This window comes from Altererythrobacter sp. CAU 1778, from assembly GCF_054482795.1.
The window spans coordinates 538195-554634 of record NZ_JBTLRP010000001.1 but is presented as its reverse complement, the minus strand read 5'-3'; the positions used below and the strand labels follow the sequence as shown (position 1 = coordinate 554634).

Sequence of the window (16440 nt, the reverse complement as noted above, 5' to 3'; positions counted from 1 at the left end):
CTTGTCTGCCTTTCACCCCGGCATCGTGCCGGGGCGAAGGTAGGCGAACATGTGCGCGACATAATCCGCCTTGCCGAGGTCTACGCCCTCTGCGCGCAGGATCGCGTAGGCCGCCATCAGGTGGAAATAGAACTGCGGCAGCGCCCAGTCGCGCGCATACTGTTCCCGTGACAGGTCGAAGACCATGCCGTTGGGAAGCTCGTGGGCCAGCGAGGCATCGTCACCGGTCGTCTCGGCGGCGGCATCGAGGCCTGCGAGCATCCCCAGCGTTTCCGCGATCCGCGCTTTCGCACCAGCGAGGGTTCCCGGCGCATCGCCCGCCCCGCGCCCCTCTTCGAGCAGTTCCGCGACCACCGGCGGCAGAGCCTCTGCGCGCAGCCGCGCAACACCTTCATACGCCTCCACGCAGGCAAAGCGGACCTGCGTCGAAAGCGGGAACATGTCGGGCGCAAGCCGCGCCGATAGCACTTCCTCCCCGCTGTCGCCGGGGCGCGTGGCAGCGGCCTTGTCCAGCCAGGCGGACAGCGCCCGCAACATCTGCACGTAAGTCGCCGTCAGCGTGGTCTCGGTGTGCATGGGCCTGCGCCTACTCGCCTGACGGGTCGACGAAATTGCCCGCGCCGATATTGGCATTGACCACGCCGCCGTCGATGGGGATCGTGGTGCCGACCACGTAGTCGCCTGCGCGGCTGAGCAGGTAGATCGCGCCCGCCGCCATGTCTTCCGTCACGCCGACGCGGCGCGACGGGATGCCGCGCGAAGACGCATCGGGATTGTCGCGCGCGGCGCGGTTCATCGCGCTGGGGAAAGCGCCGGGGCCGATGCCGTTGACGACGATATCGTCCTTGATCAGGCGCGCGGCCATTCTCCGGGTCAGGTGGATCAGCCCGGCCTTCGATGCCTGATAAGGATAGGTTTCCCACGGGTTGGACTTCATCCCGTCGATGCTGGCGATCATCAGCACCTTCGCAGGCCGTTCCGGCGTGGCCGCTGCCTTCAGCAGGCCATGCAGCTTCTGCGTAAGGAAGAACGGCGTCTTGAGGTTGAGGTCCATCGTGCGGTGCCAGCCGGCCTCGCTGAACTCCTCAAACGGCTCGCCCCATGCCGCGCCGGCATTGTTGACCAGCAGGTCGAGCCGGTCTTCGCGGCTGGCGATTTCGTCGGCCAGCGCCTGGATGCCGTCCATCTGGCTGAGATCGCCGACAAGGCCGATCACCTTGTCGCCCAGTTCGGCGCTGGTTTCGTCCACCTGCTCCTTCTTGCGCGCGACGATATAGACCTTCGCGCAGCCGGCTTCGAGCAGGCCTTCGACGATCATCTTGCCGATCCCCCGGCTGCCGCCGGTTACCAGTGCGATCTTGCCTTCGAGCCCGAATAGCTCGTTCAGTTTCATCATGTATTCTCTCCCTGGAACCGGCTCTCGTCGAACATTCGCCGATCATTGGCGATGATCGGAGGCGGGCAGACTTCGTCTAGTATCCGCTCATCTCCGCGACGCGCCCAGCGTGATAGTACTGGTCGCCCAGGAATTCCTGCAGCGCGCGATCGCGTTTCATGTAGAGGCCGATGTCGTATTCGTCGGTCATGCCGATGCCGCCGTGCATCTGCACGCCTTCGCGCACCGCGAGGCCTGCCGCCTTGGCGACCTTGGCCTTGGCGACGCTCGCCATCAGGTCGGCCTTCTCGCTTTCGCCATCGACCAGCTGGGCGGCCTTGATGGTTACGGCGCGAGCAATCTCGACCTCGGAATACAAGTGCGCGGCGCGGTGTTGCAGCGCCTGGAATTCGCCGATCACGCGGCCGAACTGCTTGCGCTGCTTGATGTAGTCGACGGTCATGTCCATCGCCCCGCGCGCCACGCCCACGCCTTCCGCCGCGGCGCCCACGCGCCCGGCCATCAGCATCTTGTCGAGGATTTCGCGCCCGCCATCGACCTCGCCGATGACCGCGTCGCCGTCCAGTTCGACCCCGTCGAACACGGTATGCGTCGCCATCGAACTATCGACCAGTCGCACGGCATCGTGGCTCAGGTTCGCGGCGTCTTTCGGGACGGCGAACAGCGTGATGCCATCGGCATCGCCGTCCGAACCGGAGGTGCGGGCCGCGACCACCATCATGTCCGCGCTCGCGCCGTGCAGGACGAAGTCCTTCTTGCCCAATAGCCTGAAGCCGTTGCCCGACTTCTCCGCCTTCAGCGCGACCGTTTCCGGGCGGTGCTTCGGCCCTTCGTCGATCGCGACAGTGTAGACGTGCTCGCCGGAGATCAAGCCCGGCAACCAGCGCGAGCGCGCTGCGTCGTCAGCGTGCTTGAGCGCGGTGGCCGCCAGTACGGAACTGGCGAGGAAGGGCGACGGGGTAAGATTGCGACCGATTTCCTCCAGCACGATGCCCGCCGCGACATTGCCCATGCCTAGCCCGCCGTCAGCCTCGTCCACGAGGATGCCGGTGAAGCCCATCTCGGCAAAGCTCTTCCACAATTCATGGCCGAAGCCATCCTTGCAATCCTTGTCGCGCCAGTGGCGCAGCTGCTTCGCGATGGCGCCTTCGTCGGCCATGAACTGGCCCACGGTATCGGCCAGCATCGTCTGGTCGTCGTCGTAATAGAGAGGCATCGATCAGGCTCCCGGCAGGTCAAGAATGCGTTTGGAAATGACGTTCAGCATGACTTCGCTGGTGCCGCCCTCAATCGAATTGGCCTTGGTCCGCAGCCAGGCGCGCGGTGCCTTGCCGCCGTCGGTCTCCTCGCTTTCCCATTCGAGCGCGCGGCTGCCCCCGGCTGCCATGATCAGCTCGTGGCGACGCTTGTTGAGCTCGGTCCCGGCATATTTGAGCATATTGGGCTGGGCCGGGTGGCCCTTGCCCGCTTTCAGTTCATCCATGAACTTTTCGCTCATCGCGGTGAAGGCGAGCGCATCGACATCGAACATCGCCAGCTCTGCGCGAAGGACCGGGTCGAGCGCGCCCTGACGGTTCGCCACCGCACCGAGCGAGGTCGCGCGGTCGCCGCCGCCGGTGGCTGAAATCATTTCCCGTTCGTGGCCGAGCAGATACTTGGCGACGTCCCAACCGCGGTTGATCTCACCGACGTAGCCCGGCACGTCCTCGCCGTAGCTCTTGGGGACTTCCACATCGTCCATGAACGTCTCGCAGAACGGGCTGTTGCCACTGATCAGCAGGATCGGCTTGGTGCTGACCCCCGCGCTGGCCATGTCGAACAGCATGAAGGTGATGCCCTGGTACTTGTTCGCCTTGTCCGTGCGGACGAGGCAGAAGATCCAGTCCGCCTTGTCGGCATAGCTGGTCCAGATCTTCTGTCCGTTCACGACCCAGTGATCGCCCTTGTCCTCGCCATAGGTCTGCATCGACACGAGGTCGGAGCCGCTGCCCGGCTCGCTGTAACCCTGGCACCAGCGGATCTCGCCGCGGGCAATCTCGTTCAGGAAGCGCTGCTTCTGGCCTTCGGTGCCGAAGTGCAGCAGCGCCGGGCCGAGCATCCAGATGCCGAAGCTCGACAGCGGCGGGCGGGCGTTGATGCGCGCCATTTCCTGCCGCAGCACCTTGCCTTCGGCGGGCGAGAGGCCGGCGCCGCCGTAAGGCTTGGGCCATTCAGGCACGGTGTAACCCTTGTCGCGGCACGCCTCGAACCAGATTTTCTGCGCGTCGCTCTTGAAGCTGGCGTTGCGGCCGCCCCAGTAGACGTCTTCGTCATCGCGCACAGGCTCGCGCATTTCGGGCGGGCAGTTGGCTTCGAGCCATTCGCGCGTTTCCGCGCGGAAGGCGTCCAGTTCCTGATCGGCCATGGGTCGTGTCCTCTCTCGTTCTAAAAACCCGGTATGTTGCGGCGCACGTTAGTGTGATTCGCGCCCTTATCGCAAGTTCATGTTGTCCGCTCGGCCTTGCCGTAGCGTCAGGCGAATGTGCGTTGACGCATCTCGCGCCGTGCTTAAGCTGACGGCAGGAGAGAAAGGTATGGAATGACACCGCCTGCTTGATTCGCGGGCGAGTTCGGCGCGCCGCACGCCGCCCCTCAAGCAGACGCCGTTCCCGCGCCCGCAGCACGACAGGGCCTCTGTCGTCGCCGCACCGCGTACGGCCATCAGACAAGACACAGCACACCACCGAAAGGCAAAAGGCAGCATGGATTTCGAACCCACAGAACGGCAGACCCATTGGCGCGACCAGATCCGCGACTTCATCGACGCGCATGTCCGCCCGGCCGTGCCCACCTATGCCCAGCAGGATGCCGAGGGCGATCGCTGGAAGGTGATCCCGGTGGTCGAGGAGCTGAAGGCCAAGGCCAAGGCCAAGGGCCTGTGGAACCTGTTCATGCCGCCCCGCAACGACAGCCACCACCATGTCGACGAGACCTTCGAATTCGAAGGCCCGGGCCTCACCAACCTCGAATATGCGCTCTGCGCCGAGGAGATGGGCAAGGTCGGCTTCGCATCGGAAGTTTTCAATTGCTCCGCGCCCGACACGGGCAACATGGAAGTGTTCCATCGCTACGGCACGCGCGAGCAGAAGGACGAATGGCTGAAGCCCCTGATGAACGGCGACATCCGCTCCGCCTTCCTGATGACCGAGCCCTACACCGCTTCCTCCGACGCAACCAATATCGAAACCCGGATCGAGCGTGATGGCGACGAATACGTCATCAACGGGCGCAAGTGGTGGTCGTCCGGCGCGGGCGATCCGCGCTGCAAGGTCGCAATCGTGATGGGCAAGACCGATCCGAGCGCACAGCGCCATGTGCAGCAGTCGCAGATCCTGATGCCGCTCGACGCGCCGGGCGTGAACATCCTGCGCCACCTGCCGGTGTTCGGCTACGACGATGCGCCCCATGGTCACATGGAAATCGAACTGAAGGACGTGCGCGTCCCCATCACCAATATGCTGCTGGGCGAAGGGCGCGGGTTCGAGATCGCGCAGGGCCGCCTCGGGCCGGGCCGCATCCACCACTGCATGCGCACCATCGGCGTCGCCGAAGTGGCTCTGGAAAAGATGTGCGAGCGCCTGCAGGAACGCGAGGCCTTCGGCCGCCCGATCTACAAGTACTCGGTCTGGGAAGAACGTATCGCCCGCGCCCGCATCGACATCGAGATGACGCGCCTGCTGTGCCTCAAGGCCGCCGACATGATGGACAAGGTCGGCAACAAGAACGCCAAGCAGGAAATCGCCATGATCAAGGTGCAGGCACCGAACATGGCGCTGAAGATCATCGACGATGCCATCCAAGCGCACGGCGGAGCCGGTGTCTCGAACGACTACGGCCTCGCGAAGTCCTACGCTTCCATGCGGACGCTGCGCCTGGCCGATGGTCCGGACGAAGTGCACGAACGCACGATTGCTCGGATCGAGATCAGCAAGCACCAGCCGAAGCAGGGTCCGACGTCCAATGCCCTGCGGGCCGGTGGCAATTCGGACATGGCCAGCGCCGGCAGCGCAGGCGCGATGAGCAGCGGCGACATCGGCGTTTCGCGCTGATATTCCGGCAGTGACAATCGGCGGGCGGCCCACGCGGTCGCTTGCCGTTTCCTATCCCGACCCCTTCACGAAAGAACACGCATCATGGTGAAAGCAGCCATCCTCGAAACGCCCGGTCAGGGCCTGGTCATCGGCGATATCGAGGTGGCGGAACCCGGCCCGCGCGAGGTGCTTATCGACACCAAGGCCTGCGGTCTGTGCCATTCGGACCTGCACTTCATCGACGGTGCCTACCCCCACCCCCTCCCCGCCATTCCGGGTCACGAAGCAGCTGGCGTGGTCCGCGCCGTGGGGAGCGAGGTTCGCACCGTGAAGCCGGGCGATCACGTCGTCTCCTGCCTCTCCGCCTTCTGCGGGCACTGCGAGTTCTGCGTGACAGGCCGCATGGCACTGTGCGTCAGCGGAGAAGTGCGGCGCGGCCGGGACGATCCCGCTCGCCTGAAGCGCGCCGACGGATCGCCGGTCAACCAGATGCTCAACCTCTCGGCCTTTGCCGAACAGATGCTGATCCACGAACACGCCTGCGTCGCCATCGACAAGGATATGCCGCTGGACCGGGCGGCAGTGATCGGCTGTGCGGTGACGACGGGTGCGGGTGCGGTGTTCAACGCCTGCAAGCTGGTGCCGGGCGAGATGATGGCGGTAATCGGCTGCGGCGGCGTGGGCCTGGCCGCGATCAACGCCGCGAAGATTGCGGGTGCAGGCATGGTCATCGCCTGCGATCCGCTGGAGGAGAAGCGCGAACTCGCCAAAGCGCTCGGCGCGACGCACGTGATCGACGCAATGGCGGAAGATGCGGCAGACCAGATCATCAAGCTGACCGGCGGCGGCGTCCACCATGCCATCGAAGCCGTGGGCCGGCAGGCCAGCGCCGATCTCGCGGTGAAGATCCTGCGGCGCGGCGGCACCGCGACCATCCTCGGCATGATGCCGCTCGACTGCAAGGTGGGCCTTGGCGCGATGGACTTGCTCGCTTCCAAGAAGCTGCAGGGCGCAATCATGGGCAACAACCAGTTTCCGGTCGATCTGCCGCGCCTCGTCGACTTCTACATGCGCGGCCTGCTGGATCTCGACACCATCATTGCCGAGCGCATTTCGCTCGATCAGATCAACGACGGCTTCGACAAGATGCGCGCCGGGACCAGCGCGCGCAGCGTCATCGTGTTCGACTGAGGATAGCGGCGTGAGCGGACCGGCAATCGACTACGAGACCGAAATGGTCGGCACCATCGACGTGCCGGAGCGTGACCAACTGGACGAAGCCGCGCTGACCGCGTGGATGGAAGCGAATGTAGAGGGTTTTTCCGGCCCGATCGGCCTGTCCAAGTTCAAGGGGGGCCAGTCCAACCCGACCTACCGCGTCGACACGCCGGGTTGCAGCTACGTCCTGCGCCGCCAGCCTTTCGGCAAGCTGCTGCCATCCGCCCATGCGGTCGACCGCGAATATCGCGCCATGGCCGCACTCGGCCCGACGGGCTTTCCGGTGCCACGCGCCTACGGGCTGTGCGAGGATGCAGATGTTATCGGCTCCAAATTCTTCGTCATGGGTCTCGCCGACGGACGTTCGCTCTGGAACGGCGCGCTCCCCGATTATGCGCCCGAAGAACGGCGCGAGATCTATCATGCGATGATCGACACCATGGCCGATCTGCACACCAAGGACCCGCAGGCCATCGGCCTCGGCGAATTCGGCAGGCCGACCGATTATTGCGCGCGCCAGATCGCGCGGTGGAGCAAGCAGTACAAGCTTTCCGAAACCGAGCATCAGCCCAAGATGGAGCGGCTGATCGAATGGCTGCCGACCACCGTGCCGCCGCAGCACGCGACCAGCGTGGTGCATGGCGATTACCGGCTCGACAACATGATCTTCGCGCCGGATGAGAACCGCGTTCTGGCAGTGCTCGACTGGGAGCTTTCCACGCTGGGCGATCCGATCGCGGACTTCAGCTATTTCATGCTGAACTGGGTGAACGAGCCGGACGGGCGTGCGGGCATCGGCGGGCTGGCGCTGGACGAACTCGGTATCCCGTCGCGACAGGAAGCCATCGATCGCTACGTAGCGCGCACCGGCTATCCCGTGCCGCCGATGGACTGGTATTTCGCCTACAACCTGTTCCGGCTGACCGGAATCATGCAGGGCATCAAGAAACGCGTGATCGACGGGACGGCCTCCTCCGCCCACGCGAAGACCATGTCCGAACGCGTGCTGCCTCTGATCGAACGCAGTTACGATTTCGCGCTTAAAGCCGGGATGCCCGCTTAGTTTTCGCGCCTAGAACTTGCGCGTCCAGCGGACCGCCGCGCCCTTGTCGTCGTCCTGGCTGGCGATGTGGCCGGGCTGGTTGCGGTAGAACAGGCTCGCCGCCGCGTTGCCGCCCCACAACGGGCCGCGCCACGCGATCTCGCCATTGATCTCCCGCCCCGTGGGGCTAAGCGACAGCGTGCGCGTGCCGAAGCTCGCGCTCTCGGTTGCGTAGTCATAGTCGACCGGCAGTGCGAAGCTCAGACCGCCGCCTTCGACCCGCAGCGGCTGCGACAGACGTAGCGCCATGCTGTCGGACTGGCCGAACACGCCGTAGCGTACCACGTCAGCAGACCAGGCGCTGGTGTCGAAGCGCGATGCACCGGTGACGAAGCCGCTCGCGCGTGGGTCCGTCACACCGTAGCGCGCCGATGCCCCCAGTCGCCATTGCGGCGCGAAGGTCCAGCCCGCCGAACCGTCGAGAAAGAAGGTGTCCGCCCCGCCGACGCCGAGCGCTTCGCCAAACCGCGCGCCGAGTACGGTGCGTTCCTCGTCCATCCAGCCGAGACCCAATGCCGCTTCGACTTTGCCGAAGCTGCGATCCAGTCCGACACCGTAGGTCCGCACGTCGTCATCGCGGCGGCCAAGGGCGATCTCGCCGTTCATGCCTAGCCGGTTGGACAGCAGCGCCTCGCCCTGCCCGGCGCTGACGGTTACGCCCCAGTCGCCCATCTCATGGCGCACGGCGAGCGCGCTGTCCTGCCTCAGGTAGAAGCCGTTGTCCGAACCGGCATCGCGCGCGATCATGAAGGCGGGGCGCGACTGGCCCTGCAACTGCGCGGCAAGGCCGTCCGCACCTTGCGCGTAACCGAGCGCGACGCTGGTCGAGGCGTCGATCCGCATGGCCGCCCGCGCCGCGAGAACGCGGGCTTGCTCGGCCTCCTGCGGCGTGAGCTGGAGTTCGCGCGCGAAGTCGTCGGAATTCTGGAAATGCGCATCTGCGACCGTGAAGGCCAGGCTCGCGCGGCCAGCGTCGATCGCGACGTGGCGCATACCGCCCTCCAGCGCGGGGGCCAGCCGCCGTACCTGCTCCGCCTGTCCGATATTGGCGGCGAGGTCGACACCGTATGCACGCTCGTACTTGTCGGTGATGACGGTGGACAGCCCGCCCTTTCCGCCCGCATCGCCCATTGCAGGCGAAGTCTGCCCGGCGATCTCGCCCAGCTGGACCGCCGTGGTTGTGCCTGCGATGCTGGTCGTGCCCTGCGGCCGGAATGCCGCGCCAATGTCCAGGATCCCGCGGCCATAAGTCGCGTCGACGCCGGCGGTGCCCGCATCCCGCGCCGTGTCGAGCAGCAGTTCGACGATCTGCGACCCGGACAGGTTCGGGAACGCCTGTTTCAGCAGCGCGACCGCGCCGGTCACTTGAGGCGCGGCAAAGCTGGTTCCGGAGAAGACGTAAGCAAAGCCTTCGTCATCGACGAACAGTTCGCCGTCTTCATAGACGCAGCAGATCCGCTCGCCGCGCGCAGAGAGGAAAGCGTTGCGATAGGAACCCGCCCGGTTGGAAAAGGCCGAGAAACCGCCCGCGTCGTCGACCGATCCGACGATGATGACATAACCGCCGCCCGCGTCGCGAATATCCTGCGCGAAAAGGTCCGGATTGTCGGGGTTGATCGTGGTGTCGTCGGTCGCGCCGTCATTTCCGGCGGATACGATAACCACCACTCCGCGCGAGGCGGCATTGCGGACCGCGTTCAGCACGGTGGAACTGGTCCGTCCGCCGCCGAGAGACAGGTTGACCACCGCCGCGCCGTTGCTGACGGCATGGTTGATACCAGCCGCAATGTCCCGGTCCTGGAACTTGCAGCCGCCATCCTCGTCATCGGTGCCTTCGGTCGCGCAGGATCCCGGTTCGTCGGCACGGATAGCGAGGATATTGGCCTGGAAGGCAATGCCCATGACGCCGGTGTTGTCGCGCGCCGCTGCGGCGACCAGGGCGACATTGGTGCCGTGATCGTCCTCCGCCTCGACCGTGCCATTGCCAGCGACATCGCGCGACGCCGAGGACACGCGCCCGGCGAATTCGGGACTGTCGGTGTCGATGCCGCTGTCGACGATCGCCAGCGTGACTCCGGCACCGGCATAGCCGCGCGTCCAAGCCTCGATCGCGTTGTGAAATTCCGGCCCGTCGCTGCGGCGGTATTCCCCGGTCTGGTAGGCAGCGGGATCGCTTGGTGGAGCGGCAGGCGCGGGCGTCGGGCTGGGGGCGGGTGTGGGTGCCGGCGGCGGTGGGGGCGGCGGCGGCGCAGGAGTGCTGCGGGTCGATCCACCGCCTCCCCCGCAGGCCGAAAGCACCGCCAGCGCAGTCAGCGCCGTTCCCAGCCGCAGACCGCGAAGGCCGCGCAAAATCGCCAGATTTGTCGTCATTTTGCCAATCCCTATACCGCAAGCTATGCCGAATCGCCTAAAGCTTTGCTGAACGGGCAAATCGGGTCCGCACGCGCTTGAACCGCTGCGCCTGTGCGATTAGTCGCAGGCGACCCGGCCATCGGGTGCCACCAACTGGGGAAGTTATGAGCGCAGAATTGCAGTCCGCCATCGACGCCGCGTGGGAACGCCGCGACGAGATCTCGCCCGCCGACCGCGAGACCGACCAGCTGGTGGACGAAGCGCTGGCGCTTCTCGACACCGGCGAAGCGCGCGTGGCGCAGCCAGACGGCAATGGCGGCTGGACCGTGAACCAGTGGCTCAAGAAAGCAGTCCTGCTGTCCTTCCGCACCAACAACAACGTCAGGATGGAAGGCGCCTGTGGCGGCGCGCCCGGTTTCGACAAGGTGCCGCTGAAGTTCGCCGGCTGGGGCGACGATCGGTTCAAGGATGCGGGCTTCCGCGCGGTTCCGGGCGCGATCGTCCGCCGGGGCAGCCACATCGGCAAGGGCGTGGTGCTGATGCCCAGCTTCGTCAACATCGGTGCCTTCGTCGACGAAGGCACGATGGTGGATACCTGGGCCACCGTGGGCAGCTGCGCGCAGATCGGCAAGAACGTGCATATCTCCGGCGGAGCGGGCATCGGAGGCGTGCTGGAGCCGCTCCAGGCCGATCCGGTCATCATCGGTGACGGCGCCTTCATCGGCGCACGCAGCGAAGTCGCGGAAGGCGTGCGCGTGGGCGAAGGCGCGGTCCTTTCCATGGGCGTCTACCTCGGTGCCTCCACCAAGATCGTGAATCGCGAGACCGGCGAAGTGCATCGCGGCCAGGTGCCGCCCTACTCCGTGGTCGTACCCGGCGCGCTGCCCGGAAAGTCGCCGGCGGACGGGAGCCCCGGCCCCTCGCTCTACTGCGCGGTCATCGTGAAGACCGTGGACGCGCAAACCCGCTCCAAGACCGGCATCAACGATCTGTTGCGCGACTGATCCTACCTCCGGCTTTGCGGAACCAAGCCGCCGAACGGCGGTTTTGAACCCGTAACAAGGGTCGCAAACCTTGCCCGGAGGGAAAGTCGTCATGCATAAAGAAAACAACGAAGTTCACATCAACGACACCGAGGCTAGCGGTGGCTCGAAAGAAGGCGTCGTTCGCTACATTCTGGCAATCAGCCTTGTGCTCGGCGTCGTGGTGTTGTCGCTCGTCTGGATCGTCCCCGCGCTGACCAACGATCCGGAGGCGGACTACGCCAACGTGACCGACCGCGTCCGCGCCGAAAGCAATGGCGAGTCGACCGACAGTGTCGTCGGCCTGGAAGACGACGCAGCGACGATCGATACGCGAAGCGACGATCCGGCCAACCTGCCGCCCGCGGACTGAACTGCCAATTCGGGAGGGACAAACGCCATCAATGCGAAGGACCTACCGATGAGCAATTCCAACAGTTTCCAGACCAGCCAGCACGTCGAGTGGAGCTGGGGCAACGGGTCTGCCAAGGGCCAGATAAAGGAACGCTTCGAACGTGAAGTGACCCGCACGCTGAAGGGCAACGAGGTCACGCGCGACGGTTCGGAGGACAATCCGGCCTACCTGATCAAGCAGGAAGACGGTGACGAGGTGCTCAAGCTCGGCTCCGAACTGAAGGCCGCGAACTGATGCCGGCCAAAAGCAAGGCGCAGCAGCGCGCCGCCGGGGCCGCGCTGTCTGCCAAGCGCGGCGATACCAAGGTCGGCGATTTGCAGGGCGCATCGAAGGACATGTATAATTCCATGTCCGAGGACGAGTTGGAGGACTTCGCCTCCACCGATCTCGACGGCCTGCCCGACCATGTCGACAAAGACGACTGATGAGCGAAGACGAGCAGGAGAAGGTCTGGTCCGATTTCCGCGATTGCGTGAACATGCAGCCGCAGGAACTGGAAGACTGGCTTGAAACGGATGAATCGAAGTCAGTCGGCGACAGCGATTCCGGCGAGAGCACGGGTCACAAGTCCGGCCGCAGGATCGTCGAGATCAAGCGAACCAAGAAGGCGGACCTGACGGACGGGCAATACGATCACATGAAAAAGGTCGTCGGCTACGTCCATCGCCATCTCGCACAGAAGCCATCGGGCGATGTCGAGGAGAGCAACTGGCGCTACAGCCTGATGAACTGGGGCCACGATCCGACCAAGAGCGACTGACCGCTATTCAGCGAAACTGTTGGCCGGATTTTCAATCGGCGGATCGACTCGCCGGGTTTCGGCAATCGCTTCCGCTGCGCGCATCGCGCGAAGAACGTTCCTCATGGAAATCTTCTCGAGGTCGGCCTGCGAATAGCCGCGCCGTGCCAGTTCGGTGAACAGCGCCGGATAGCCGGAGACGTCTTCCATCCCCACAGGACCGCTCGGCATACCGTCGTAATCTCCGCCGATGCCGATGTGATCGATACCCGCAACCTTGCGGACATGGTCGATATGGTCGGCCATGTCCGAAACGGTCGCGTCAGGTGTCGCATTGTCCGCATCCCAGGCGAGCATGAGCGTCGCAACCGCATCCGGCTGGCCCTGCCACAGGCTTTCGAGCCGCGCTTGCTCCGCCTGCCGGGCGGCATACCACTGCCGCTGCGCCTCACTGAGAAAGCCAGGGAGGCCGACCACCATCACGACCCCGCCATTCTCCGGCAGACGCCGCAGCACGCTGTCGGGCACGTTGCGGGCATGGCCGTTGACCGCGCGCGCGCCGGAGTGGCTGAAGATGACCGGCGCATCTGCCACGTCCAGCACGTCGAGCATCGTCGCTTCGCTGACGTGACTGAGGTCGACCAGCATCCCGAGCCGGTTCATTTCCCGCACAACGTCCCTGCCCAGATCGGTCAGCCCGTCATGCGCTGGCGTATCGGTGGCGCTGTCGGCCCAGGGCGTGTTCTTCGAATGAGTGAGCGTCATGTAGCGCGCGCCCAGTTCGTACATCTGGCGCAGCACGGCGAGGCTCGAGCCGATCGAATGGCCCCCCTCCATCCCCATCAGCGACGCAATCTTCCCGTTCGCCAGCGCGCTCTCCACCCCGTCCGCGTCAAGCGCCAGTTGCAGCGTGCCCGTGTTCTCGTCGATCAGGCGGCGGGTGACGTCGATCTGCTCCAGCGTGGCAAGCACCGCCTGCGGTTCGTTCAGCGATGCCGGCACGTAGACCGACCAGAACTGCGCCCCGACCTTCCCTTCGCGCAGCCGCGCGAGGTCGGTGTGCATCACGCCGCGATCCTCGCCGCCGGTATCGTGCGTGTCGGCGAAGTCGAAATCCGCGATCACGTTGCCGAACCGTCCGCGCAGCTGCCACGGCACATCGTTGTGCCCGTCGAACACCGGAGCGGCATCGAGCGCGGCAGCGGCAGTATCCTCCGCCGATTGCGCGGTGAGCGTCAGGGGAAAGAGCGCAGCGGAAGCGGCGAGTAGGGTAGCAAGGCGATGGGTCATGACGAAGGCTCCGGAAGCTGGCCGCGACAGTGCAACAGGATTACACGCGCTTCAATGACCCATACCTCTGAACCATCCCGCTGGCGCGCCGTCTGGCGCGTGGTGCTGGCGCTGCTTTACGGCTTGGCAGGCTACATGCACCTCGCCCGGCCGGAGCCGTTCCTGTCGATCACGCCTGACTGGGTGCCGCTCGCGCCGGAGGTGATCTTCTGGACGGGGGTGGCCGAGCTGCTCGGCGCCGCGGCATTGCTCCAGCCGTGGTCTGCGCCGGTTCGGCGCGCGGCGGCATGGGGATTGGCGGCCTACGCAGTCTGCGTGTTCCCTGCCAACATCAATCATTTCGCAATGGATATGGCGCGTCCGGACGGCGGGCTGGGCCTCGCCTATCATGTCCCGCGCATGTTCGCTCAGCCGGTCGTCGTGTGGCTGGCGTTGTGGAGCGGCGGCGTCACGGATTGGCCGTGGCGCCGCCGTCCGGATCAGATCAGCTGAGGTGCTTGGAAACCGCAGCAGTCATCTTGAACATCGAAATCTGGTCCTTGCCGATTACGGCGCCCAGCTTCGCGTCGGGATTGATCTGGCGCTTGTCCTTGCTGTCCTGAAGGTCGTTCGCCTTGATGTATTCCCACACCTTGGAGGTAACCTGAGCGCGCGTCATCGGGCCTTTGCCGACCACGTTTTCCAGGTCAGCCGACAGGGTGACGGGTTTCTGAAGTGCATTGCCAGCCATAGTAGTAGATCCTTTCCTCTGGCTTATTCGAATTCGATATCGTCTTCGTTCTCGTCCCAGCCGTCCTCTCCGTCGCCGTCCTGGCGCTGGTAGGTGGCGGTCAGTATCGCCGCAGACAGCACATGCCCTGCCATCGCGTCAATCAGTGTATCTCGGTCGATCCCCGGCATTTCCACAAGGGGGAGATCGAGGGCGAACAGCTGGAATACGTAAGTGTGCGGCTCGTCGCCCTTCGGCGGGGCGGGCAAAAGCCATTCCGAATTGCCGAATGCGTTCTTGCCGACGCGCGGGGGAACCTCCCCCTCGAGCAGTTTGCCCTGTTGCGGTGACAGCCCCCAGACCAGCCAGTGAACGAAGGGTTCGCCCTTGGGCCCGGCAGGATCTTCGACGATCAGGACCATGTCCTGCGTCCCGGGAGGCGGTGCCGTCCATTCGAGCGGCGGAGCGACTGCGTCTTCCTCGTCCGCGGTGAAGCATGGGTCTAGGTCGTCGCCATCGGCGAACGCAGGGCTGCTCAGCTTGAGCCCGCCCTTGCCGAGAAATTCACGGCCGCCAAGCCGTGCGATCGCCATTTCACCCATGACGCGCCGCCGTATCGTTATTCGAAGTCATGCGGGGGCCATAGACGGGGGCAGCACGCAGGGGCAATGCGTATGGCGGCAACTTGTGGATAGTGCGCGTCGAGGCACTATTTGAAAGTCCCGGCCGCGCAGGCCGGTTCAACCTTCTGCGGTCAGTTCCGCTTCGCGCTTCTCGGCCTTTTCCCGCTCCACCTTCTCGCGCTGCACGGCGACCGCGCGCGCCTGATCCGCAAGACCGCGCCAGGTCTTTTCCGCCCGCTCGTGCCGTTCGCGCACATTGGCGAGTTGGGCCTTCCCAGCCAAAACGGCAGCCTCGTCGGCGCGTTCGTTATAGAATTCGTAAGTCTGGGCCATGGGATGCTCCTGCCGGCGGGTGGGAGGTGACGGGGGCCGGATGTCCGGCCCCCGCAGATGAAAGTGACGCCCGAAAGCGTCTTTCAGGTTCAGTCAGCAGCCGACAGGTTGATGGCGCTTTCCTTGCCATTGCGGCCGGTTTCGACTTCGTAGTTCAGGCGCTGGTCCTTATCGAGCGAGTGCATGCCCGCTGCCTGGACCGCCGTGATGTGAACGAAGCTGTCGGCCGAACCGTCGTCGGGCTGGATGAAGCCATAGCCCTTGTCGGTGTTGAAGAATTTTACTGTTCCGGTCTTGCTCATGATTGTTTCCTTTCGAGAAACGAAGTTTCCGCCTGGCGAGATAGCCGGCGGATATGCGTAGAATCGTCCAATGAAAGGAAGTCGTCGTCAGGTTAGCGCCGGGGTCCGAACGGACAAACGGCGGTAGTCAAAACTAGAAGTCCGTCGCATATTTCGACGTCAGCAGCCGCAGCCCTAGCACAAGATCCCCGATTTACCTAATCGTACCCGCGACCAAGGGTCTGTCGGTCGGAACCCTGCGGCTCTCATGTCGTTGTTCGATCAAACGCAATTTTTGGAAATGGAGCGCACCATGAAGGTGACACCCGCGATTCTGGGTGCGATCGGTGCTGCCGTTCTCGGCGGAGCGGCGCTTGGAGCAACGACCAACACCAACCCCCTCGCCCGTGACGGCAGGACACTGGCCGACGCGATTGGCGAAGTGCCGCAGCACCGGCTCAGCTTCAGCGAAAGCGCATTGAACGATCGTCCGCAGCAGGATCAGTATGCGCTGGAAACGCGCCGTGGCACGGTGGAGGTCGGACATTTGCAGGATTACGGCCTTGGCCGGAACCGCGGGCGCGATGTCGATGCCATCTTCCGCGAGGACGAGGCGCAATACGCGTTCTACGCCCCCGCTTTGCCGTCCGAAGACCTGGGTGCACCGTCCATGCGCTCCGAGCCTGTGCGCGAGGATATCCTTGCACGCCAGCCTGCCGCAACGCCCGAACGTGCTGCCGTTGCGGCCCAGCGGGTGGCGCAGATCGTCGTGGAGGAAGTCCAGCAAGCACCCGCGCAGAACCCGCCGGCCCGCCTCAGCGTACTTAGCTCAGACGGCCAATTCCGCGTGATCGACGTCGCCGCGGAACTTGCCGCGCAGTAGCGCGCCG

The 16440-nt window shown here is 64.8% G+C and carries 20 protein-coding genes; 10 read left to right on the top strand and 10 right to left on the bottom strand.

Features of this window, described 5'->3' with window-relative positions; translation table 11 throughout:
- Positions 1–12: 12 nt before the first annotated feature.
- The 4 genes from ACXYN8_RS02415 to ACXYN8_RS02400 form a co-directional block, all read right to left on the bottom strand.
- Positions 13–576, bottom strand: a complete 564-nt coding sequence (locus ACXYN8_RS02415; RefSeq protein ID WP_458887703.1) for a DUF1993 domain-containing protein — start codon at positions 574–576, stop codon at positions 13–15.
- A 10-nt stretch (positions 577–586) separates the two neighbouring features.
- On the bottom strand, positions 587–1393 hold the full coding sequence (locus tag ACXYN8_RS02410) for an SDR family NAD(P)-dependent oxidoreductase (RefSeq protein ID WP_458888891.1): 807 nt from the start codon (positions 1391–1393) through the stop codon (positions 587–589).
- A 79-nt stretch (positions 1394–1472) separates the two neighbouring features.
- Positions 1473–2612, bottom strand: a complete 1140-nt coding sequence (locus ACXYN8_RS02405) for an acyl-CoA dehydrogenase family protein (protein ID WP_458887702.1) — start codon at positions 2610–2612, stop codon at positions 1473–1475.
- Between the two features lie 3 nt (positions 2613–2615).
- Complete coding sequence (locus ACXYN8_RS02400; RefSeq protein WP_458887701.1) at positions 2616–3800, bottom strand: acyl-CoA dehydrogenase family protein; 1185 nt, start codon at positions 3798–3800, stop codon at positions 2616–2618.
- 337 nt (positions 3801–4137) lie between these two features.
- On the opposite strand from ACXYN8_RS02400, the gene ACXYN8_RS02395 reads away from it, so the two are divergent.
- The 3 genes from ACXYN8_RS02395 to ACXYN8_RS02385 all read left to right on the top strand — a co-directional run bounded on the left by ACXYN8_RS02395 (position 4138) and on the right by ACXYN8_RS02385 (position 7747).
- Positions 4138–5484: an acyl-CoA dehydrogenase family protein gene (locus tag ACXYN8_RS02395; protein ID WP_458887700.1), complete on the top strand. Its 1347-nt coding sequence runs from the start codon at positions 4138–4140 to the stop codon at positions 5482–5484.
- A gap of 84 nt (positions 5485–5568) precedes the next feature.
- Entirely contained in the window at positions 5569–6657 is a 1089-nt protein-coding gene (locus ACXYN8_RS02390; RefSeq protein WP_458887698.1) for a Zn-dependent alcohol dehydrogenase, read from the top strand.
- A 43-nt stretch (positions 6658–6700) separates the two neighbouring features.
- Complete coding sequence (locus ACXYN8_RS02385; protein ID WP_458888890.1) at positions 6701–7747, top strand: phosphotransferase family protein; 1047 nt, start codon at positions 6701–6703, stop codon at positions 7745–7747.
- Positions 7748–7756: 9 nt separating this feature from the next.
- Here the strand turns inward: ACXYN8_RS02385 and ACXYN8_RS02380 are convergent, their stop codons facing one another.
- Positions 7757–10156 (bottom strand): S8 family peptidase, encoded by a 2400-nt coding sequence (locus ACXYN8_RS02380; protein ID WP_458887697.1) that lies wholly within the window; start codon positions 10154–10156, stop codon positions 7757–7759.
- A gap of 146 nt (positions 10157–10302) precedes the next feature.
- On the opposite strand from ACXYN8_RS02380, the gene dapD reads away from it, so the two are divergent.
- From dapD to ACXYN8_RS02355, 5 genes are all read left to right on the top strand, one after another.
- Complete coding sequence (gene dapD, locus ACXYN8_RS02375; protein ID WP_458887696.1) at positions 10303–11142, top strand: 2,3,4,5-tetrahydropyridine-2,6-dicarboxylate N-succinyltransferase; 840 nt, start codon at positions 10303–10305, stop codon at positions 11140–11142.
- Between the two features lie 91 nt (positions 11143–11233).
- Positions 11234–11533 (top strand): hypothetical protein, encoded by a 300-nt coding sequence (locus ACXYN8_RS02370; protein ID WP_458887695.1) that lies wholly within the window; start codon positions 11234–11236, stop codon positions 11531–11533.
- A 48-nt stretch (positions 11534–11581) separates the two neighbouring features.
- The gene (locus tag ACXYN8_RS02365; RefSeq protein WP_458887694.1) at positions 11582–11809 is read left to right on the top strand and encodes a hypervirulence associated TUDOR domain-containing protein; all 228 of its coding nucleotides are present in this window, start codon (positions 11582–11584) and stop codon (positions 11807–11809) included.
- Positions 11809–12000, top strand: coding sequence for a DUF3008 family protein (locus tag ACXYN8_RS02360; protein WP_458887693.1), 192 nt, complete (start codon positions 11809–11811; stop codon positions 11998–12000). The genes ACXYN8_RS02365 and ACXYN8_RS02360 overlap by 1 nt, the downstream gene beginning before the upstream one ends.
- Positions 12000–12335 carry a DUF3140 domain-containing protein gene (locus ACXYN8_RS02355; RefSeq protein WP_458887692.1) on the top strand — a complete coding sequence of 112 codons (336 nt, stop codon included), beginning with the start codon at positions 12000–12002 and terminating at the stop codon, positions 12333–12335. Before ACXYN8_RS02360 ends, ACXYN8_RS02355 begins: the two co-directional genes overlap by 1 nt.
- A 3-nt stretch (positions 12336–12338) precedes the next feature.
- Here ACXYN8_RS02355 and ACXYN8_RS02350 read toward each other — a convergent pair whose 3' ends face one another.
- Entirely contained in the window at positions 12339–13604 is a 1266-nt protein-coding gene (locus tag ACXYN8_RS02350) for a dipeptidase (RefSeq protein ID WP_458887691.1), read from the bottom strand.
- Between the two features lie 54 nt (positions 13605–13658).
- Here ACXYN8_RS02350 and ACXYN8_RS02345 point away from each other — a divergent pair, with 54 nt between their 5' ends.
- Positions 13659–14096, top strand: coding sequence for a DoxX family protein (locus tag ACXYN8_RS02345; protein WP_458887690.1), 438 nt, complete (start codon positions 13659–13661; stop codon positions 14094–14096).
- On the opposite strand, the gene ACXYN8_RS02340 is transcribed toward ACXYN8_RS02345, so the two are convergent.
- The 4 genes from ACXYN8_RS02340 to ACXYN8_RS02325 form a co-directional block, all read right to left on the bottom strand.
- Positions 14089–14334, bottom strand: a complete 246-nt coding sequence (locus tag ACXYN8_RS02340) for an SWIB/MDM2 domain-containing protein (protein WP_458887689.1) — start codon at positions 14332–14334, stop codon at positions 14089–14091. The two genes, ACXYN8_RS02345 and ACXYN8_RS02340, sit on opposite strands and share 8 nt — an antisense overlap.
- A gap of 23 nt (positions 14335–14357) precedes the next feature.
- A complete protein-coding gene (locus ACXYN8_RS02335) occupies positions 14358–14915 on the bottom strand; it encodes a YbhB/YbcL family Raf kinase inhibitor-like protein (RefSeq protein ID WP_458887688.1) in 558 nt (185 codons plus the stop codon).
- 138 nt (positions 14916–15053) lie between these two features.
- Positions 15054–15269, bottom strand: a complete 216-nt coding sequence (locus tag ACXYN8_RS02330) for a hypothetical protein (protein WP_458887687.1) — start codon at positions 15267–15269, stop codon at positions 15054–15056.
- An 89-nt stretch (positions 15270–15358) separates the two neighbouring features.
- Complete coding sequence (locus ACXYN8_RS02325; protein ID WP_458887685.1) at positions 15359–15571, bottom strand: cold-shock protein; 213 nt, start codon at positions 15569–15571, stop codon at positions 15359–15361.
- Positions 15572–15863: 292 nt separating this feature from the next.
- Between ACXYN8_RS02325 and ACXYN8_RS02320 the strand changes: the two genes are divergently transcribed.
- Positions 15864–16433 carry a hypothetical protein gene (locus ACXYN8_RS02320; RefSeq protein ID WP_458887683.1) on the top strand — a complete coding sequence of 190 codons (570 nt, stop codon included), beginning with the start codon at positions 15864–15866 and terminating at the stop codon, positions 16431–16433.
- Positions 16434–16440 lie beyond the last annotated feature (7 nt).